Source organism: [Clostridium] ammoniilyticum (assembly GCF_025566905.1).
GTDB lineage: Bacteria > Bacillota_I > Bacilli_A > Erysipelotrichales > Coprobacillaceae > Faecalibacillus > Faecalibacillus intestinalis.
Genome location: NZ_JAOQJR010000014.1, coordinates 27,865 through 42,085, shown reverse-complemented (window position 1 = coordinate 42,085; position 14,221 = coordinate 27,865). Strand labels below are relative to the sequence as shown.

17 protein-coding genes are annotated in these 14,221 nt (G+C 29.0%); 12 read left to right on the top strand and 5 right to left on the bottom strand.

Annotated features, from left to right (window positions below; genetic code table 11):
* The first annotated feature begins 118 nt into the window (after positions 1 to 118).
* Positions 119 to 460 (top strand): IS200/IS605 family transposase, encoded by a 342-nt coding sequence (tnpA, locus tag OCV55_RS11630; RefSeq protein WP_117346227.1) that lies wholly within the window; start codon positions 119 to 121, stop codon positions 458 to 460.
* Between the two features lie 12 nt (positions 461 to 472).
* Positions 473 to 631 carry a hypothetical protein gene (locus tag OCV55_RS11625; protein ID WP_267309927.1) on the top strand — a complete coding sequence of 53 codons (159 nt, stop codon included), beginning with the start codon at positions 473 to 475 and terminating at the stop codon, positions 629 to 631.
* A 255-nt stretch (positions 632 to 886) separates the two neighbouring features.
* On the opposite strand, the gene OCV55_RS11620 is transcribed toward OCV55_RS11625, so the two are convergent.
* The 5 genes from OCV55_RS11620 to OCV55_RS11600 form a co-directional block, all read right to left on the bottom strand.
* Positions 887 to 1,645, bottom strand: a complete 759-nt coding sequence (locus OCV55_RS11620) for a MurR/RpiR family transcriptional regulator (protein WP_147580702.1) — start codon at positions 1,643 to 1,645, stop codon at positions 887 to 889.
* Positions 1,646 to 1,725: 80 nt separating this feature from the next.
* Positions 1,726 to 3,207: a glycoside hydrolase family 1 protein gene (locus tag OCV55_RS11615; RefSeq protein WP_117864583.1), complete on the bottom strand. Its 1,482-nt coding sequence runs from the start codon at positions 3,205 to 3,207 to the stop codon at positions 1,726 to 1,728.
* Positions 3,207 to 4,520 carry a PTS sugar transporter subunit IIC gene (locus tag OCV55_RS11610; RefSeq protein WP_147580701.1) on the bottom strand — a complete coding sequence of 438 codons (1,314 nt, stop codon included), beginning with the start codon at positions 4,518 to 4,520 and terminating at the stop codon, positions 3,207 to 3,209. Before OCV55_RS11610 ends, OCV55_RS11615 begins: the two co-directional genes overlap by 1 nt.
* 196 nt (positions 4,521 to 4,716) lie before the next feature.
* On the bottom strand, positions 4,717 to 5,607 hold the full coding sequence (locus tag OCV55_RS11605; RefSeq protein WP_147580700.1) for an RluA family pseudouridine synthase: 891 nt from the start codon (positions 5,605 to 5,607) through the stop codon (positions 4,717 to 4,719).
* Positions 5,594 to 6,403 (bottom strand): methyltransferase domain-containing protein, encoded by an 810-nt coding sequence (locus OCV55_RS11600; RefSeq protein ID WP_022000832.1) that lies wholly within the window; start codon positions 6,401 to 6,403, stop codon positions 5,594 to 5,596. Before OCV55_RS11600 ends, OCV55_RS11605 begins: the two co-directional genes overlap by 14 nt.
* Positions 6,404 to 6,501: 98 nt before the next feature.
* On the opposite strand from OCV55_RS11600, the gene OCV55_RS11595 reads away from it, so the two are divergent.
* From OCV55_RS11595 to OCV55_RS11550, 10 genes are all read left to right on the top strand, one after another.
* Entirely contained in the window at positions 6,502 to 6,768 is a 267-nt protein-coding gene (locus OCV55_RS11595; protein ID WP_022000831.1) for a hypothetical protein, read from the top strand.
* Positions 6,758 to 7,495, top strand: coding sequence for a TrmH family RNA methyltransferase (locus OCV55_RS11590; RefSeq protein WP_022000830.1), 738 nt, complete (start codon positions 6,758 to 6,760; stop codon positions 7,493 to 7,495). Before OCV55_RS11595 ends, OCV55_RS11590 begins: the two co-directional genes overlap by 11 nt.
* A 10-nt stretch (positions 7,496 to 7,505) precedes the next feature.
* Entirely contained in the window at positions 7,506 to 8,675 is a 1,170-nt protein-coding gene (locus tag OCV55_RS11585; protein WP_147580699.1) for a MalY/PatB family protein, read from the top strand.
* 79 nt (positions 8,676 to 8,754) lie between these two features.
* Entirely contained in the window at positions 8,755 to 9,621 is an 867-nt protein-coding gene (fba, locus tag OCV55_RS11580; RefSeq protein WP_032090929.1) for a class II fructose-1,6-bisphosphate aldolase, read from the top strand.
* Between the two features lie 120 nt (positions 9,622 to 9,741).
* Positions 9,742 to 11,007 (top strand): UDP-N-acetylglucosamine 1-carboxyvinyltransferase, encoded by a 1,266-nt coding sequence (locus OCV55_RS11575; RefSeq protein WP_022000827.1) that lies wholly within the window; start codon positions 9,742 to 9,744, stop codon positions 11,005 to 11,007.
* A gap of 101 nt (positions 11,008 to 11,108) precedes the next feature.
* Positions 11,109 to 11,312, top strand: a complete 204-nt coding sequence (rpmE, locus tag OCV55_RS11570; protein WP_022000826.1) for a 50S ribosomal protein L31 — start codon at positions 11,109 to 11,111, stop codon at positions 11,310 to 11,312.
* 42 nt (positions 11,313 to 11,354) lie between these two features.
* Positions 11,355 to 12,104 (top strand): MBL fold metallo-hydrolase, encoded by a 750-nt coding sequence (locus tag OCV55_RS11565; RefSeq protein ID WP_147580698.1) that lies wholly within the window; start codon positions 11,355 to 11,357, stop codon positions 12,102 to 12,104.
* The gene (gene rlmH / locus OCV55_RS11560) at positions 12,094 to 12,573 is read left to right on the top strand and encodes a 23S rRNA (pseudouridine(1915)-N(3))-methyltransferase RlmH (RefSeq protein ID WP_032090927.1); all 480 of its coding nucleotides are present in this window, start codon (positions 12,094 to 12,096) and stop codon (positions 12,571 to 12,573) included. Before OCV55_RS11565 ends, rlmH begins: the two co-directional genes overlap by 11 nt.
* A gap of 149 nt (positions 12,574 to 12,722) precedes the next feature.
* Positions 12,723 to 13,613: a MurR/RpiR family transcriptional regulator gene (locus tag OCV55_RS11555; RefSeq protein ID WP_267309926.1), complete on the top strand. Its 891-nt coding sequence runs from the start codon at positions 12,723 to 12,725 to the stop codon at positions 13,611 to 13,613.
* A 132-nt stretch (positions 13,614 to 13,745) separates the two neighbouring features.
* A partial coding sequence (locus tag OCV55_RS11550) for a family 4 glycosyl hydrolase (RefSeq protein ID WP_449670638.1) occupies positions 13,746 to 14,221 on the top strand: 476 nt, incomplete at its 3' end.

The following is a 14,221-nucleotide window of genomic DNA, read 5'->3' as shown; positions in this document are numbered from 1 at the left end:
GAAAAGAGAATTGATGACTTCAGTCAGTTGAGCACATGAAATGTGCGAAATAGAAAACCACCTGCTATGCGGGTGGTGCAATAATAAATAGTGGCTAAAAAAGCAAATTCTTTAGCACATCGTCTTCACACCAAAGTATAGACGAAAAGTGATATATAATCAACGAAGGAAAGATATAGGAGAAATATTGAGAACACTCTGCCGATATAAAGGGGTGGAGATAATAGAAGGGCATTTGATGAGTGATCATGTACATATGTTAGTAATGATACCACCAAAGTTAAGTGTGTCATCATTCATGGGATACTTGAAAGGGAAATTCGCATTGATGATTTTTGATAGACATGCAAACTTGAAATATAAGTATGGAAATAGACATTTTTGGGCAGAAGGGTATTATGTGAGTACAGTAGGATTAAATGATCAAACCGTCGCAAAATATATAAGAGAACAAGAGTAACATGATATTGCAATGGATAAATTAAGTGTGAAAGAATATGATGGTCTTCAACTATTATTAGTGGTCAATCAAATGATTCATGATAAATCAATGAGAGGAAATATTGGTTTCTTTGTAGATATTGGAACAGAAGCTTTCTTTAAAGATTTAAAAATTACATACTTTGATTAACAAAGAATGTGATTATCAATTTTTTATTAAGTAAAGGATTAAATAATAAATTGATGTTAAAAAGTGCTATTACAAAATGTATTATCGTAATAGCCTTTTTGTATACTTTAAAATCTTATATTATATGAATTGATAAGATATAAAAATTAGATAAAAGGAAAAATATTTAACTGGTTAAATGACATATATACATAATTTTAATACCGTAGCTGTCAAATAGACGTATGTTGTTCATTTTTTTGAGAGTTAAAAGAATTAATATTTTCCTCTCATTAAATGTACAGAGGCAAGAATAATATCAATTATATATTTAATAGAATATTCATTATATTTATTTTCTAATGAAGGAACAATAAGCTTTTCATCGAAGAAGTTTATAGAAATATCATCATTACAAGTAATTAACCAAGTTTTGATATTAAGTTTTTTAATTTTTGATATAAGCTTTTTATCAAGCCTAAAGATTGTGCCATTAGTAGATATAACAATTAATAACTTTCCTTGAGAAAAATAAGTGTTTTCAAAATCAATATCACAAATAACAACTGGGATAAATAAAGAACTGAACTTTGTTTGTATATAATTGCAAATAATCCTATTGTCACCTTGAGCATAAAGATATATAACATTACTTTGTAAGATATCATTAACTAATTTATTTAGAAGAGAATTATTTAAATTGGTAGATATGTAGTCTATCATTTTTATAATATTGGTTGAAAATAACTTGATATTATGTGGCAAGTCATTTTCTTTAGAAAATATTGTAGTTTTTTCATTTATTTGTTTACTATAATCTAAGCATGCATCTCTAAACTCTAAATATGAATTGTATCCCAAATTTTTTACACATTTTGATATTTGCCCTTTCGATGTATAGCATTTTTTAGCGACATCTTCAATCGTTAAACGATTAATGATATGGATATTAGATTTAATATATGCACAAAATACATACATCGATGAAGTAGGGGCATATTTGTTTAAAAATTCATTGATTTTATCTACAAGCATAATAACTATTTCTCCGTTCTAGATAAATTATACTCAAAAAAATCTCATTGTCATTAAATACAATGAGATTTATATAATTACTATAACACGTTACCATTACTTTCAATTACTTTTTTGTACCAGTAAAAAGAATCTTTTTTATATCTTTTCCATGTTCCCTGACCATAATCGTCTGCATCTACATATATATAACCGTAACGTTTACTTCTTTCAGAAGTTCCAGCACTAACAATATCAATACATCCCCATGAGGTGTATCCAATAACGGGTATACCTTCGTCAATACATTTACCGATTTGGTCAATATGTTCCTTTAAGTACTTTATTCTATAATCATCGTGTATTTTTTTATCTGATGTAAGGATATCATATGTACCAAGACCATTTTCTGTAATAAAAATTGGTTTACGATATCTATCCCAAATTTCATTGATTGCTATTCTAAGTCCAATAGGATCAATCTGAAATCCCCAATCTGTAATTTCTAATGAATTGTTTCTTATTTTTTCAGGATGAAATTCATCATATCTTTTTTGTTCAGGAAGGAAGGCAAGAATTTTATCCTTTTTATTAATTTTTTCACCGGTACAATTACTGTAGTAGTAACTAAATGAATTGAAATCAACTGTATTTTTATTTATTATTTCTAAATCATCATATTCTATTTTAATATTGATCTTATTTTTTCTAAAATATTTTTTTGCATAAGAAGGGTATATTCCTTTTGATAATACATCAAAGAAAAAATAATTGATTCTATTTGCATTTTGTGTCAATAAGACATCTTTTGGAGAATTTGTATATGGATAAAATAATGACATACCTACCATAGATCCAATTTTGAAGTTTGGATTTATTTTTTTTGAAATTTTTTTAACTAAGGCACTTGCAACAAATTGATGATGTAACGCTTGAAAAGTTGCACTATTTGGATTGCATGTTTTTTCAATGAATATTGCAGCACCAGAATAGGGAACGTTTAATGACATATTTATTTCATTGAACGCAATCCAATACTTTACTTTATCTTTGTACCTTGTTAAACACGTTTTAGCATATTTTATAAATAAATCTATTAATTCTCTGCTTTGCCAACCATTATATTTTAATGCTAAATTTAAAGGGGTTTCGTAATGTGATAGTGTTACTAAGGGTTCGATGTTATATTTCAATAATTCATTAAACACATTGTCATAAAATTTTAATCCTTCTTCATTCGGTACTTTTTCTTCACCAGTAGGATAAATTCTAGGCCAACTAATCGACATTCTAAAACATTTAAATCCCATCTCGGCCATTAAAGCAATATCTTCTTTATAATGCTCATAAAAATGAGAACCTTCACGTTTAGGATAATATTCATTTTTGTGTAAGCCATGCAATATTTCATTAACGGTTTGGTAGGAAACAACTTCTGTATTTTTGCCTTTACTAATATTTTTTGGTACAAATTTTACCATATCAGCTGTACTTAGCCCTTTGCCATCTAAATTATAACCGCCTTCTAATTGATTGGCGGCAGTTGCCCCACCCCATAAAAAATTTTTTGGGAATGTACTCATTATTTATTTTCCTCCTTTTCTAGCGTTTGTTTGTTAGCCATATTGACAAAAGGAAGATAGATTAGTACACAAATTATAAATACAATAATAACGGAAAGTGCGGTTCCTAATGAGCCACCCGCGGATAAGAATGCTTTGATTGGTTGAGGTGTTGTCCATCCAACGTCTAATGTTCCGGGCAAAACGATACCAGATGATATTAATAGAGCACCAATTCCCATAGAAATAAGGGGCGACAAAATAAAAGGAACTATTAGTATTGGATTTAAAACAATTGGCATTCCAAAGATAATTGGTTCATTTATACAAAATAATCCGGGAATTAGAGATAACTTGGCCGTCTTAGTATAATCGTCTCTTTTCCAGTTGCTTTTTTTTGACAAGATTAATATAGCAACAATTAAAGCTAAGGTGTTTCCTGTTCCACCAATGCAGCCATAGTTTTCAAATAGTGTAAACCATGTGATTGGATAAGGTGAGCCGGCAACTGTTCCTGCTTGAGCAGCATATTGCAAATTAGCAACATTTAATGCAGAATATAATGCAACATGAATAGGTTGAACGGTAAATGTTCCATGAATACCAACTGACCAAAGAATCATAGCAATAAGTATTAAAATCAATGGTGTTATTGGAGAGGTACCTATCAATTGAATAGGAGATTTTAATATATTATATAATAGTGTATTAATTCCTTCTGGTTCAAAAAAATGAATAATGTAAGCAACTATTGCAAACATAAAAATAATAATTGAGGAAGGAATAACTACTCTAAACGAATTTGCAACTTCTGGTGGTACTTGAGCTGGCATTTTAATATGTAATTTTTTATTTTTAGATAATTTGCTAAATAAATACCCAACTAGTAGACCAATAAAAATTGCTACAAATAATCCATTTGCTCCTAGATAGGAATCTGTTAGCATATTATCTGTTTTAGGAGGATATAAAGTAAAAAATACAGCAAGGGCAATTAGACCAGTTTTTGTTTCATCTTCATGATGTTGTCGAGCCATGTTTTTTGCTATCAAAAATACAATGAAAATAGCCATAATATTAATTGTTCCATTTTGAATAGGAGATAAAATATCTTGATATTTATCTAATTCTGGAATGACAGAAATTAATAATTGTCCAATAAATCCTGTTGAATTAAAGACTACACAATTTATGCATACTGCTATTGATCCAACAAATGTTAAAGGAAAAATTTGTATAAATGCATCTCTAATTGCAATTAATCCTTTTATATTATTAAGTTTAACTGCAAAAGGAATAAAGTGCTTTTCAAAAAAGTCATTTAATTTTTTCATAGTTATCACCATCTTTCTATTATTTTTTATTTATTAGATGAATATTATCATTAAAAGAGATGAAATCATGATAATACACATAAAATAAATAAAAGTGTAAAAGTATCTCTTTATGCTTAAAGTATATATAGGAATACTTGTAAATTCAAAAAAGTTTCCATAATAGGAAACTTTTTTAATGCAACGAATATTCAAGTTATCTTATTATCTTTTCCATATCAAAAGGAAGTAAACATTCAATTTTTATTGTTTGATAAGTTAATGGATGAATAAACTCTAAACAATAAGCATGTAAAGCCATTCTTTTAATCATAGAAGAAGTTTTTCCATAAAGAGTATCTCCTATAATAGGATGATGTAAATGATTCAAATGAACTCTTATTTGATGTTTTCGACCAGTTTCAATTTGACATTTTACAAGTGTATAATTTCCTTTTGTTTTAATTTCTTTAAAATGTGTTAAAGCATCTTTACCTGTTTTAGAAATACACATTTTATTTTTACTATGACGGTCTTGACCGATAGGTAAATCAATAGTTATTTCTCTTTTAGGTAAATGTCCTTGAATGATAGCAAGATAGGTTTTCTTGATTTCTTTAGAAGCAATTAAAGCATCAAAGTAAGGTTGTAAAAGAGCACATTTACAAAACATCACCAAACCGGTCGTATCTCTATCTAAACGATGAAGATAACGAATCGGTAAATCTTGATAGCTTTGTTGGTAATAATAACTCACATAATTACAAAGAGTATTTTTTTTACTTTTATCATCAGGATGAATAATGAGGTTACTTGGTTTATTGACGACACAAAGCAAGTCATCTTCATAGATGATTTCTAAGGAGCTTTCTTCTTCGATAAAATCTCTGCCTTGTTCATAGGCTTTAATTGAAAGAATATCTTTATCTTTTAAAATGGTTTGATAATCAACATAAGTATTATTTAAAGTATAGTCTTTATTTTGACGAAGTAAGTGAATTGTTTTTTTAGAAAGATGCAGATAATGAAAGAATTCAAGAAGTGTCATTCCTTGAATTCTTTCATCAATTTCTATTACTAAATGATTCTTTTCTTTATGATAATGCATACACTGTTACTTTAATATCAATTGTGATATCTAAACCTTGTAAAGTATCTAAAACGCCACGTTTTTCTTTTTTAATATGATAATAGTGTGGTGTCATCATTAAAAGATTTAAAGCATCTTCACGATTAGAAATATGAACTTTTTCTTTAAAGTCATAACTTTTCACTTGATTAAAATCTAAACGAATATACTTATCACTCTTTACTTTGATTTCATCATAAATCAATTCTTTAATTTCAATTAAATGTTGATTATTAGCAGTAACATGAACAATATAACCATCTTCTTTTAATGCTCTTTTTAATTCATCTTGATTTACTACTGTAAATAAAGCACAGATAAAATCTAAACTATGATCTAAGATAGGAATATTTTTAGAATTTCCTACAAGCCAAGTAACATCTTTACGATAACGTGTCGCCATATCAATAGCAATCTTGGAAATATCTAAACCATAGATATCACTGTTTTCAAAATGTTTCTTTAAACCTTGAGTATAATATCCTTCTCCACATCCTAAATCTAAAATACTTAAATCATCTTGATGTTTGAATTCATCAATACACGTAATCACTTGATTTAAGATAGGATCATAATAACCTTTATTTAAATATGCTTTTCTCGCCACAAGAGATTCTTTACTATCTCCTGGGTTATTGGTAGCTTTATCAGGATTTAATAATAAATTGATATATCCTCTTTTAGAAATGTCATAACAATGATTGTTTTCACATTTAAGTGTTTTGTTCTCTAAATGAAGTTGTTGATGACATTTGGGACAAGCTAATAATTTCATAGTATCACCTCGAATGTATTATAACAAAAGACAATCTAAAAATTAACTGAATTTATGATGAATTTGTGATACTATTAAGGGCAAGGGAGGAATGCTTGATGTTTTTTAGAAAGAAACAAAAAGTAGACTTAGATGCTAAGTTTAAAGAAGTATATCATGAAGTAAATAAAATTACAGCTGATGCCGGAAATGAATTAGATGTGACCATCAAATATTCACAATTGAAATTGGCTTGTCGTAAGTATGATGAATTGATTGATTTAATTCATCAAGGAGCTAATTTTGAAGAAAAACATTTTCTTTCTTTAAAAGAAAGTGTAGAAGAAGAAACAAAGAGAGTAGAAGGTTTATTAGATGAAGATTAAAGCATATAAGAAGGATTTTGATTATACCTATACTTTAGGAGTTTTTGAAACGATTGAGTTATTAAAGAATCGTCCTGATCTTGTTTTAAGAGTATATATAAAAAGTAATTCTTATAAGAATAAAGGAATTCCTATTATTGATGAAATTTGTAGAGAAAAACATATTGAATTGATTGAAAGTGATAATACAATTCAAAAATTATCAAAAAAAGATAATTGTTTTGCGATAGCAATCATTAAAAAATATGAAATGACTTTACAAGAAGGAAATCATGTTGTTTTAGTTAATCCTGGAGATATGGGAAATATGGGGACAATTATGAGAACGATGTTAGGATTCAATTATTATAATCTAGCAATAATTCGACCAGGTGTTGATGTTTTTGATCCTCGTGTTTTAAGAGCTTCGATGGGAGCAATGTTTCATTTGAATATTGAGTATTTTGATAGTTTTGAAGATTATTTAAAAAGATTTCCAAGTCATGATATTTATACATTGATGTTAAAAGGAGCAACCAATATTCATAAGGTTGAATCCAAAGAAGGTTATCATTCACTTGTTTTTGGTAATGAAAGTAGTGGTTTACCTGATGAATATCTAGATTATGGGAAATCTATTTTTATTCCTCATAGTCATCATATAGATTCATTGAATCTTTCCATGGCTTTAGGAATGACGTTGATGCATTTTTCAAAAGATGAATTTAAAGATAAAGAAGTATTATAGGAGGGAAAGTATGTTTGATTTTGATGAAGTTGTAGATAGAAAAGGTACAAATTGTGCTAAATGGGATACCATTGAAGTCAATAATAAACCTAAAGATGTGTTACCTATGTGGGTTGCAGATATGGATTTTAAATCACCAAAGGAAATTGAAAATGCATTAGTTAAAAGAATTAAACAAGGCGTTTATGGGTATTCATTTGCGCCAGATGAGTATTTTGATGCGGTTATTTCTTGGATGAAAAGAAGACATGATTTTAATGTCGATAAAGAATGGATCATCCCAACACCAGGTGTGGTAACAGCTATTAAATTATGTGTAAATGCTTATACAAAGGAAAATGATGCCATCATTATTAATAAACCTGTATATTATCCATTTGATTTTTCAATTGAATTAAATCATCGTAAAATCATTGAAAATGAAATGGTTTATAAAGATGGTTCTTATGAAATGGATTATGATGCTTTTGAAAAAGCAATCGTAGAAAATGATGTTAAAATGTTTATTTTATGTAATCCATATAACCCAATTGGAAAAGTATGGAAAGAAGATGAATTAAAACAAATTGGTGAAATTTGTAAGAAACATCATGTTTTAGTTATTGTTGATGAAATTCATGAAGATTTTGTTTATGGAGAGCATGTACATATTCCTTTCTATAATGTAGATGAAAGTTATAAAGAATTCTCTGTTATTTTAACTGCACCATCAAAAACATTTAATTTAGCAGGGTTACAAACATCAAATATTATTATTGCAGATGAAAAATTAAGAAAAGCTTATCAAGAAACAATGAATCGTTATGGGGTTAATGAACCAAACTTTTTAGGTATTATTGCTTGTATGACTGCCTATAATGAATGTGAATTATGGGTAGATGAAATGTTGGAATATGTTTATGACAACTTTACTTATTTTGATGAATTCTTAAAAGAAAACTTACCTCATATTCATTTAGTAAAACCTGAAGGACTTTATTTATGTTGGGTTGATTTTAGAGAATGTGGTTTAAATAAAGATGAACTTGAAAAGACAATGTTAGAAAAAGCCGGTTTATGGTTAGATGAAGGATATATCTTTGGAACAGGTGGAGAAGGTTTTGAAAGATTTAATCTTGCAATTCCAAGAAGTGTTTTAGAAGATGCTTGTCAAAGATTATTAAAAGCTTTTGGAAAATAAGGTTTTTATGATAAAAACTATGGAAATTCTATATAAAAGATAGTATTATATAACCGAAAAAAAGAAAAGGAGATTTGTTATGGGATTAGTATCAGCAACAGAAATGTTAAAGAAAGCTAAAGAAGGACATTATGCAGTAGGTCAATTCAATATCAACAACTTAGAATGGACTAAATCAGTATTATTAACTGCAGAAGAATTAAAAGCACCAGTAATCTTAGGTGTTTCAGAAGGTGCTGCTAAATATATGACTGGATATACAACAGTTGCAGCAATGGTTAAAGCAATGGTAGAAGCATTAAATATCACTGTACCAGTAGCTTTACACTTAGATCATGGTTCATACGAAGGAGCTAAAGCTGCTTTAGATGCAGGTTTCTCTTCAATCATGTTTGATGGTTCTCATTATGGAATCGAAGAAAACATCGAAAAAACAAAAGAAATCGTTGAATTATGTCATTCAAAAGGTGTTTCAGTAGAAGCAGAAGTTGGATCAATCGGTGGAGAAGAAGATGGTGTCATCGGTAAAGGTGAAGTAGCAGATCCAAAAGAATGTAAATCAATCGCAGACTTAGGAGTAGACTTCTTAGCTGCAGGTATCGGAAATATCCATGGTAAATACCCAGCAAACTGGGAAGGATTAGACTTTGATGCATTAGATGCAATCCAAGCTGAAACTGGAAAATTACCATTAGTATTACATGGTGGTTCAGGAATTCCTGATGAAATGATCAAAAAAGCAATCACTTTAGGAGTATCTAAAGTAAATGTAAACACTGAATGTCAATTATATTTCCAAGAGGCTACACGTAAATACATTGAAGCTGGAAAAGATTTAGAAGGAAAAGGATATGATCCTCGTAAATTATTAGCACCAGGTGCAGAAGCTATTAAACAATGTGTTAAAGATAGAATGGAAGTATTCGGTTGCATCGGTAAAGCTTAATCAATTAAAAAAGCCTTCGGGCTTTTTTTTGTTTATGTGAAATCTCTTTATTAAGTTGTTTTTTTAATGAATTTATAATATAGTATTAGGGAATATAGATAGAAGAAAAGGGGTAAAGTCATGAGTGAAATTATTGCGATTGAAGGCGGACATAAATTAAATGGTACAGTAGAAATCTCGGGTGCAAAAAATGCCACTGTAGCACTTATTCCAGCAATTATTTTAGCGGATAGTCCTGTAACGATTTATGGTGTACCAGAAATTAGTGATGTGGACGCTTTAGCAGTTTTATTAGAAGAACTTAATTGTACAGTATTAAGAAGTCATGATAGTTTAATTGTTGATCCCTCTCGTATGGAAAATGTTCCATTAGTATCTGATGCTGTGGATAAATTAAGAGCATCATATTATTTAATGGGAGCATTACTTGGAAAATGTAAAAAAGTTGTGATGAAAGCACCAGGAGGATGCTTTTTAGGACCACGTCCGATAGATTTACATATTAAAGGATTTGAAGCATTGGGTGCCAAAGTAGAATTTGTTGATGGTGCGCATGTAATTACAGCAGATCGTTTAGTAGGTGCAAAAATATATTTAGATTTTGCTTCGGTTGGAGCAACAATCAATATCTTATTAGCGGCAGTAAAAGCTGAAGGAAAAACAGTCATTGAAAATGCAGCAAAAGAACCAGAAATCATTGATGTAGTAAACTTACTTACAAAAATGGGAGCTAAAATTAGAGGTGCTGGTACCGATACGATTACGATTGAAGGAGTAGAACATCTAAAAGGATGTACTCATGAAATCATTCCAGATCGTATTGAAGCAGGGACATTCTTAATTATGGCAGCAGCTGCAGGAGAAAGAGTTATTATTCAAAATATCATTCCACAACATTTGGAATCACTTATTTCAAAATTGAAAGAAATGGGAGTGAAGATGGAAAATGTTGGAGATAGTATTATTGTTTATGGTGATAACAAGAACTTTAATGCAGTCGATGTCAGAACACAGGTATATCCAGGTTTTGCGACAGATCTACAACAGCCATTAACAGCACTGCTTACACAAGCAAACGGACAATCACAAGTAATAGAAACAATTTATCCAGAGAGATTTAGACATTGTGAACAACTTAATAAGATGGGCGCAAATATAGAATTAGATGAATCAATGTGTTATATAAATGGAAAAACACCATTAAAAGGAGCAAAAGTAGAAGCAACAGATTTAAGATGTGGCGCAGCATTGTTAATAGCAGGGTTAATCGCTGATGGAATTACAGAAATCAGCAATGTATATCATATAGATAGAGGATATGCAAATATTGATCAAAAATTAATTACTTTAGGTGCTGTTATTAGAAGAATCAAAGTTGATGATTAAAATTATAAAAAAGGGCTTGAAAACGACATAATTTAATGTTAATATATCATAGCAACTTACTTTGTAGTGAGAAATCTACAAGGCGGAAGGAGAAATTAAAAATGAAAAAAGGAATTCATCCAAATTACAAAAAAGTAAAAGTAGTTTGTACATCATGTGGAGCAGAATTTGAAAGTGGTTCAGTATTAGATGAAGTACGTGTTGATACTTGTTCTAACTGTCATCCATTCTATACTGGAAAACAAAGATTTGCTAGTGCTGATGGACGTGTTGAAAAATTCAACAAAAAATACGGACTTAAATAAGAAAATGAGTACTTGGTACTCATTTTTGTTTTGGAGGAAAAAATGGAATATCATGTCTTAGCAAGTGGTTCTAAAGGAAACAGTATTTTCATTTATGATCAAGGAAACGGACTTTTAATTGATTGTGGAATTAGTAAAAGACAACTTTATACAAAACTTAATCAATTAAGATTTCATGAAAGTGATATTCATCATGTTTTATTAACCCATGATCATATTGACCATAATAAAAATATTAGTATCTTTGATCAAAGTATTGTTTATTGTGGAAAAGGATGCATCCCTGGTATAGATGAAAGTCATGAATTAGAAAATTATCAAAATATACAATTAGATCATTATATAATTACACCATTACCTTTATCACATGATGCAACATCCCCTTTAGGATTTGTAATCAAAGGAAAAGATGAAACAATTCTCTATATGACAGATACAGGTTATGTTTCACAAAAGAATATGGAATATATAAAAAATTTAGATTACTATATTTTTGAAAGTAATCATGATATTGAGATGCTAATGAATACAAGAAGACCTTTATTCTTAAAAAATCGTATTTTTGGAGATAAGGGCCATCTTAATAATGAATATAGTGCACATGTTATGGCGCAGGTGATTGGTGAAAATACAAAAGAAATTTGTTTGGCCCATTTATCACAAGAAGCGAATACAAAGGAAATGGCATTAGATACATATCAAAGAGTTTTTGATGAAGAACATATTTATTTTGATAATATAAAGATTGCAGATCAAAAAGAAATTGTTTCTGGAGGACATTATGAAAATTAGGATCTTAACAATTGGTAAGCTTAAAGAAAAATATCTTGTTAATGGAATCAATGAATATGTCAAAAGATTGAATGCTTACTGTAAAGTGGAAATGGTCGAAGTACCAGATGAACCAATTCCTGATAATGCAAGTGAAAATGTAGAAAATATCATCAAAGATAAAGAAGCAGATAAAATTGTTGCTAAAATTAAAGATGATGAATATGTTATCGTTTTAGATCTACATGGAAAAGAAATTGATAGTGTGGCTTTTTCAAAACATATTGAAGAATGTATGATTAGAGGAAAGAGTACGATTACTTTTGTGATTGGGGGTTCTTTAGGTTTAGGAAAATCTTTATTACAAAGAGCAAATTATCGTTTATGTTTCTCTAAAATGACTTTTCCACATCAATTAATGAAGCTAATCTTAGTTGAACAAGTCTATCGAGCATTCAAAATTATGAACAATCAAACGTACCATAAGTAGCCTAGTTTTTTTACAAATACTTATTGAAGATAAGAATATAATGAATAAAGCTCAGTGGATTCATAGTGAATTAGATGGGCTTTTATGGTTAAAAATAATTTATGTTGTAGGTATAATCTTTATAGAATTGAAAAGGGATGAGGTTAAAAATGTTAATAAGTGATAAGTTAAAGTCTTTTGATTTTACGTATGCAGAAAAAGAAATAGTAAAGTATTTTTTGAATCAAAAGGAAGAAATTGCAAGACAATCAACACGTGAAATATCAAAGAGATTGTATTGTTCGCCATCATCAATAATACGACTTTGTCAAAAATTAGGATTTACTGGATTTGAAGAATTTAAAGAAATGTATGTCGAAGAACTTCACTATTTAAATTCGAATTTTTCAAATATAAACCCCAGTATACCTTTTATGACAGAAGATAACATACAAACAATATCAAATAAAATGTGTTCATTGTATCATGAAATAATTGATGACACACATTCACTATTGGATCACGATATGTTAAGAAAATCATTGAATTTATTAAAAAACAATAAAAATATTTATATTATTTCTTCTGGATCGCAAAATGATCTTGCTTTAACTTTTAGAGATAAAATGGCTAGAATAGGAAAACATGTAAATGTATATCAAAGTATCGATGAACCATATTATGAGGCTTGTTATTTAAATAAAGGAGATGCCTGTTTTCTTTTAATTAGCTATACAGGTGAAACACAAAATTGTATAAGAATGGCGAATAAATTAAATGAAAGAAATATCGATTTTATTACTATTACATCATTTGGAACGAATACTTTATCTTCTTTATCACGTTGTGTTCTACATGTTTCTACAAGAGAAAAAATTAGAAACAATTTGGGAACTTTTTCTATGAATTTATCAACACTTTATTTGTTAGATTTATTGTATAGTATGTATTTTAGCTTAAATTATAAAGAAAATAAAAAGAAAAAAATTAAGATTGCTGATGAATATGAAAATTTTACATCGTCACTTATAAGAGATACAAGCAATGATTTAATCAAATAGGGAACAGTGTTCTCTATTTTTGTTTGAATTATGTTTGTTTTGTTGGAACAGTGTAACTATAAAATTCCTCTTTATTGATTTAAGAAAAGTATAAAACTAGAATAGTTTTGTAAAAATAAGGAGGATATAAAAATGAGTAAAAAACCTGTAAAAATTGTAACAATTGGTGGAGGAAGTAGTTATACACCAGAGTTAATGGAAGGATTTATTAAAAGATATGATGAACTTCCAATCAAGGAAATTTGGCTTGTCGATATTGAAGATGGGAAAGAAAAATTAGAAATCGTTGGTAAAATGGCACAACGTATGTGGGATGCTTCTCCTTATGATGTTAAAGTTCATCTAACATTAGATCGTCGAGAAGCATTAAAAGATGCAGATTTCGTTACAACTCAATTTAGAGTTGGTTTATTAAATGCTCGTATTAAAGACGAAAGAATTCCATTTAGCTATGGTATGTTAGGTCAAGAAACAAATGGTGCTGGAGGTATGTTTAAAGCTTTAAGAACAATTCCAGTTATTTTATCAATCGTTGAAGATATGAAAGAATTATGCCCAGATGCTTGGCTTGTTAACTTTACAAATCCATCAGGAATGGTAACTGAAGC

What these genes read in the sequence shown, in the direction of transcription:
- OCV55_RS11590 (WP_022000830.1), top strand. Translation starts at nt 6,758, where the DNA reads ATGAAGATTAAAGCATATAAGAAGGATTTTGATTATACCTATACTTTA.
- OCV55_RS11610 (WP_147580701.1), bottom strand. Translation starts at nt 4,520, where the DNA reads ATGAAAAAATTAAATGACTTTTTTGAAAAGCACTTTATTCCTTTTGCA.
- rpmE (WP_022000826.1), top strand. Translation starts at nt 11,109, where the DNA reads ATGAAAAAAGGAATTCATCCAAATTACAAAAAAGTAAAAGTAGTTTGT.
- OCV55_RS11620 (WP_147580702.1), bottom strand. Translation starts at nt 1,645, where the DNA reads ATGCTTGTAGATAAAATCAATGAATTTTTAAACAAATATGCCCCTACT.
- OCV55_RS11605 (WP_147580700.1), bottom strand. Translation starts at nt 5,607, where the DNA reads ATGCATTATCATAAAGAAAAGAATCATTTAGTAATAGAAATTGATGAA.
- OCV55_RS11595 (WP_022000831.1), top strand. Translation starts at nt 6,502, where the DNA reads ATGTTTTTTAGAAAGAAACAAAAAGTAGACTTAGATGCTAAGTTTAAA.
- OCV55_RS11555 (WP_267309926.1), top strand. Translation starts at nt 12,723, where the DNA reads ATGTTAATAAGTGATAAGTTAAAGTCTTTTGATTTTACGTATGCAGAA.
- OCV55_RS11585 (WP_147580699.1), top strand. Translation starts at nt 7,506, where the DNA reads ATGTTTGATTTTGATGAAGTTGTAGATAGAAAAGGTACAAATTGTGCT.
- OCV55_RS11565 (WP_147580698.1), top strand. Translation starts at nt 11,355, where the DNA reads ATGGAATATCATGTCTTAGCAAGTGGTTCTAAAGGAAACAGTATTTTC.
- fba (WP_032090929.1), top strand. Translation starts at nt 8,755, where the DNA reads ATGGGATTAGTATCAGCAACAGAAATGTTAAAGAAAGCTAAAGAAGGA.
- OCV55_RS11600 (WP_022000832.1), bottom strand. Translation starts at nt 6,403, where the DNA reads ATGAAATTATTAGCTTGTCCCAAATGTCATCAACAACTTCATTTAGAG.
- OCV55_RS11575 (WP_022000827.1), top strand. Translation starts at nt 9,742, where the DNA reads ATGAGTGAAATTATTGCGATTGAAGGCGGACATAAATTAAATGGTACA.
- OCV55_RS11625 (WP_267309927.1), top strand. Translation starts at nt 473, where the DNA reads ATGGATAAATTAAGTGTGAAAGAATATGATGGTCTTCAACTATTATTA.
- rlmH (WP_032090927.1), top strand. Translation starts at nt 12,094, where the DNA reads ATGAAAATTAGGATCTTAACAATTGGTAAGCTTAAAGAAAAATATCTT.
- OCV55_RS11615 (WP_117864583.1), bottom strand. Translation starts at nt 3,207, where the DNA reads ATGAGTACATTCCCAAAAAATTTTTTATGGGGTGGGGCAACTGCCGCC.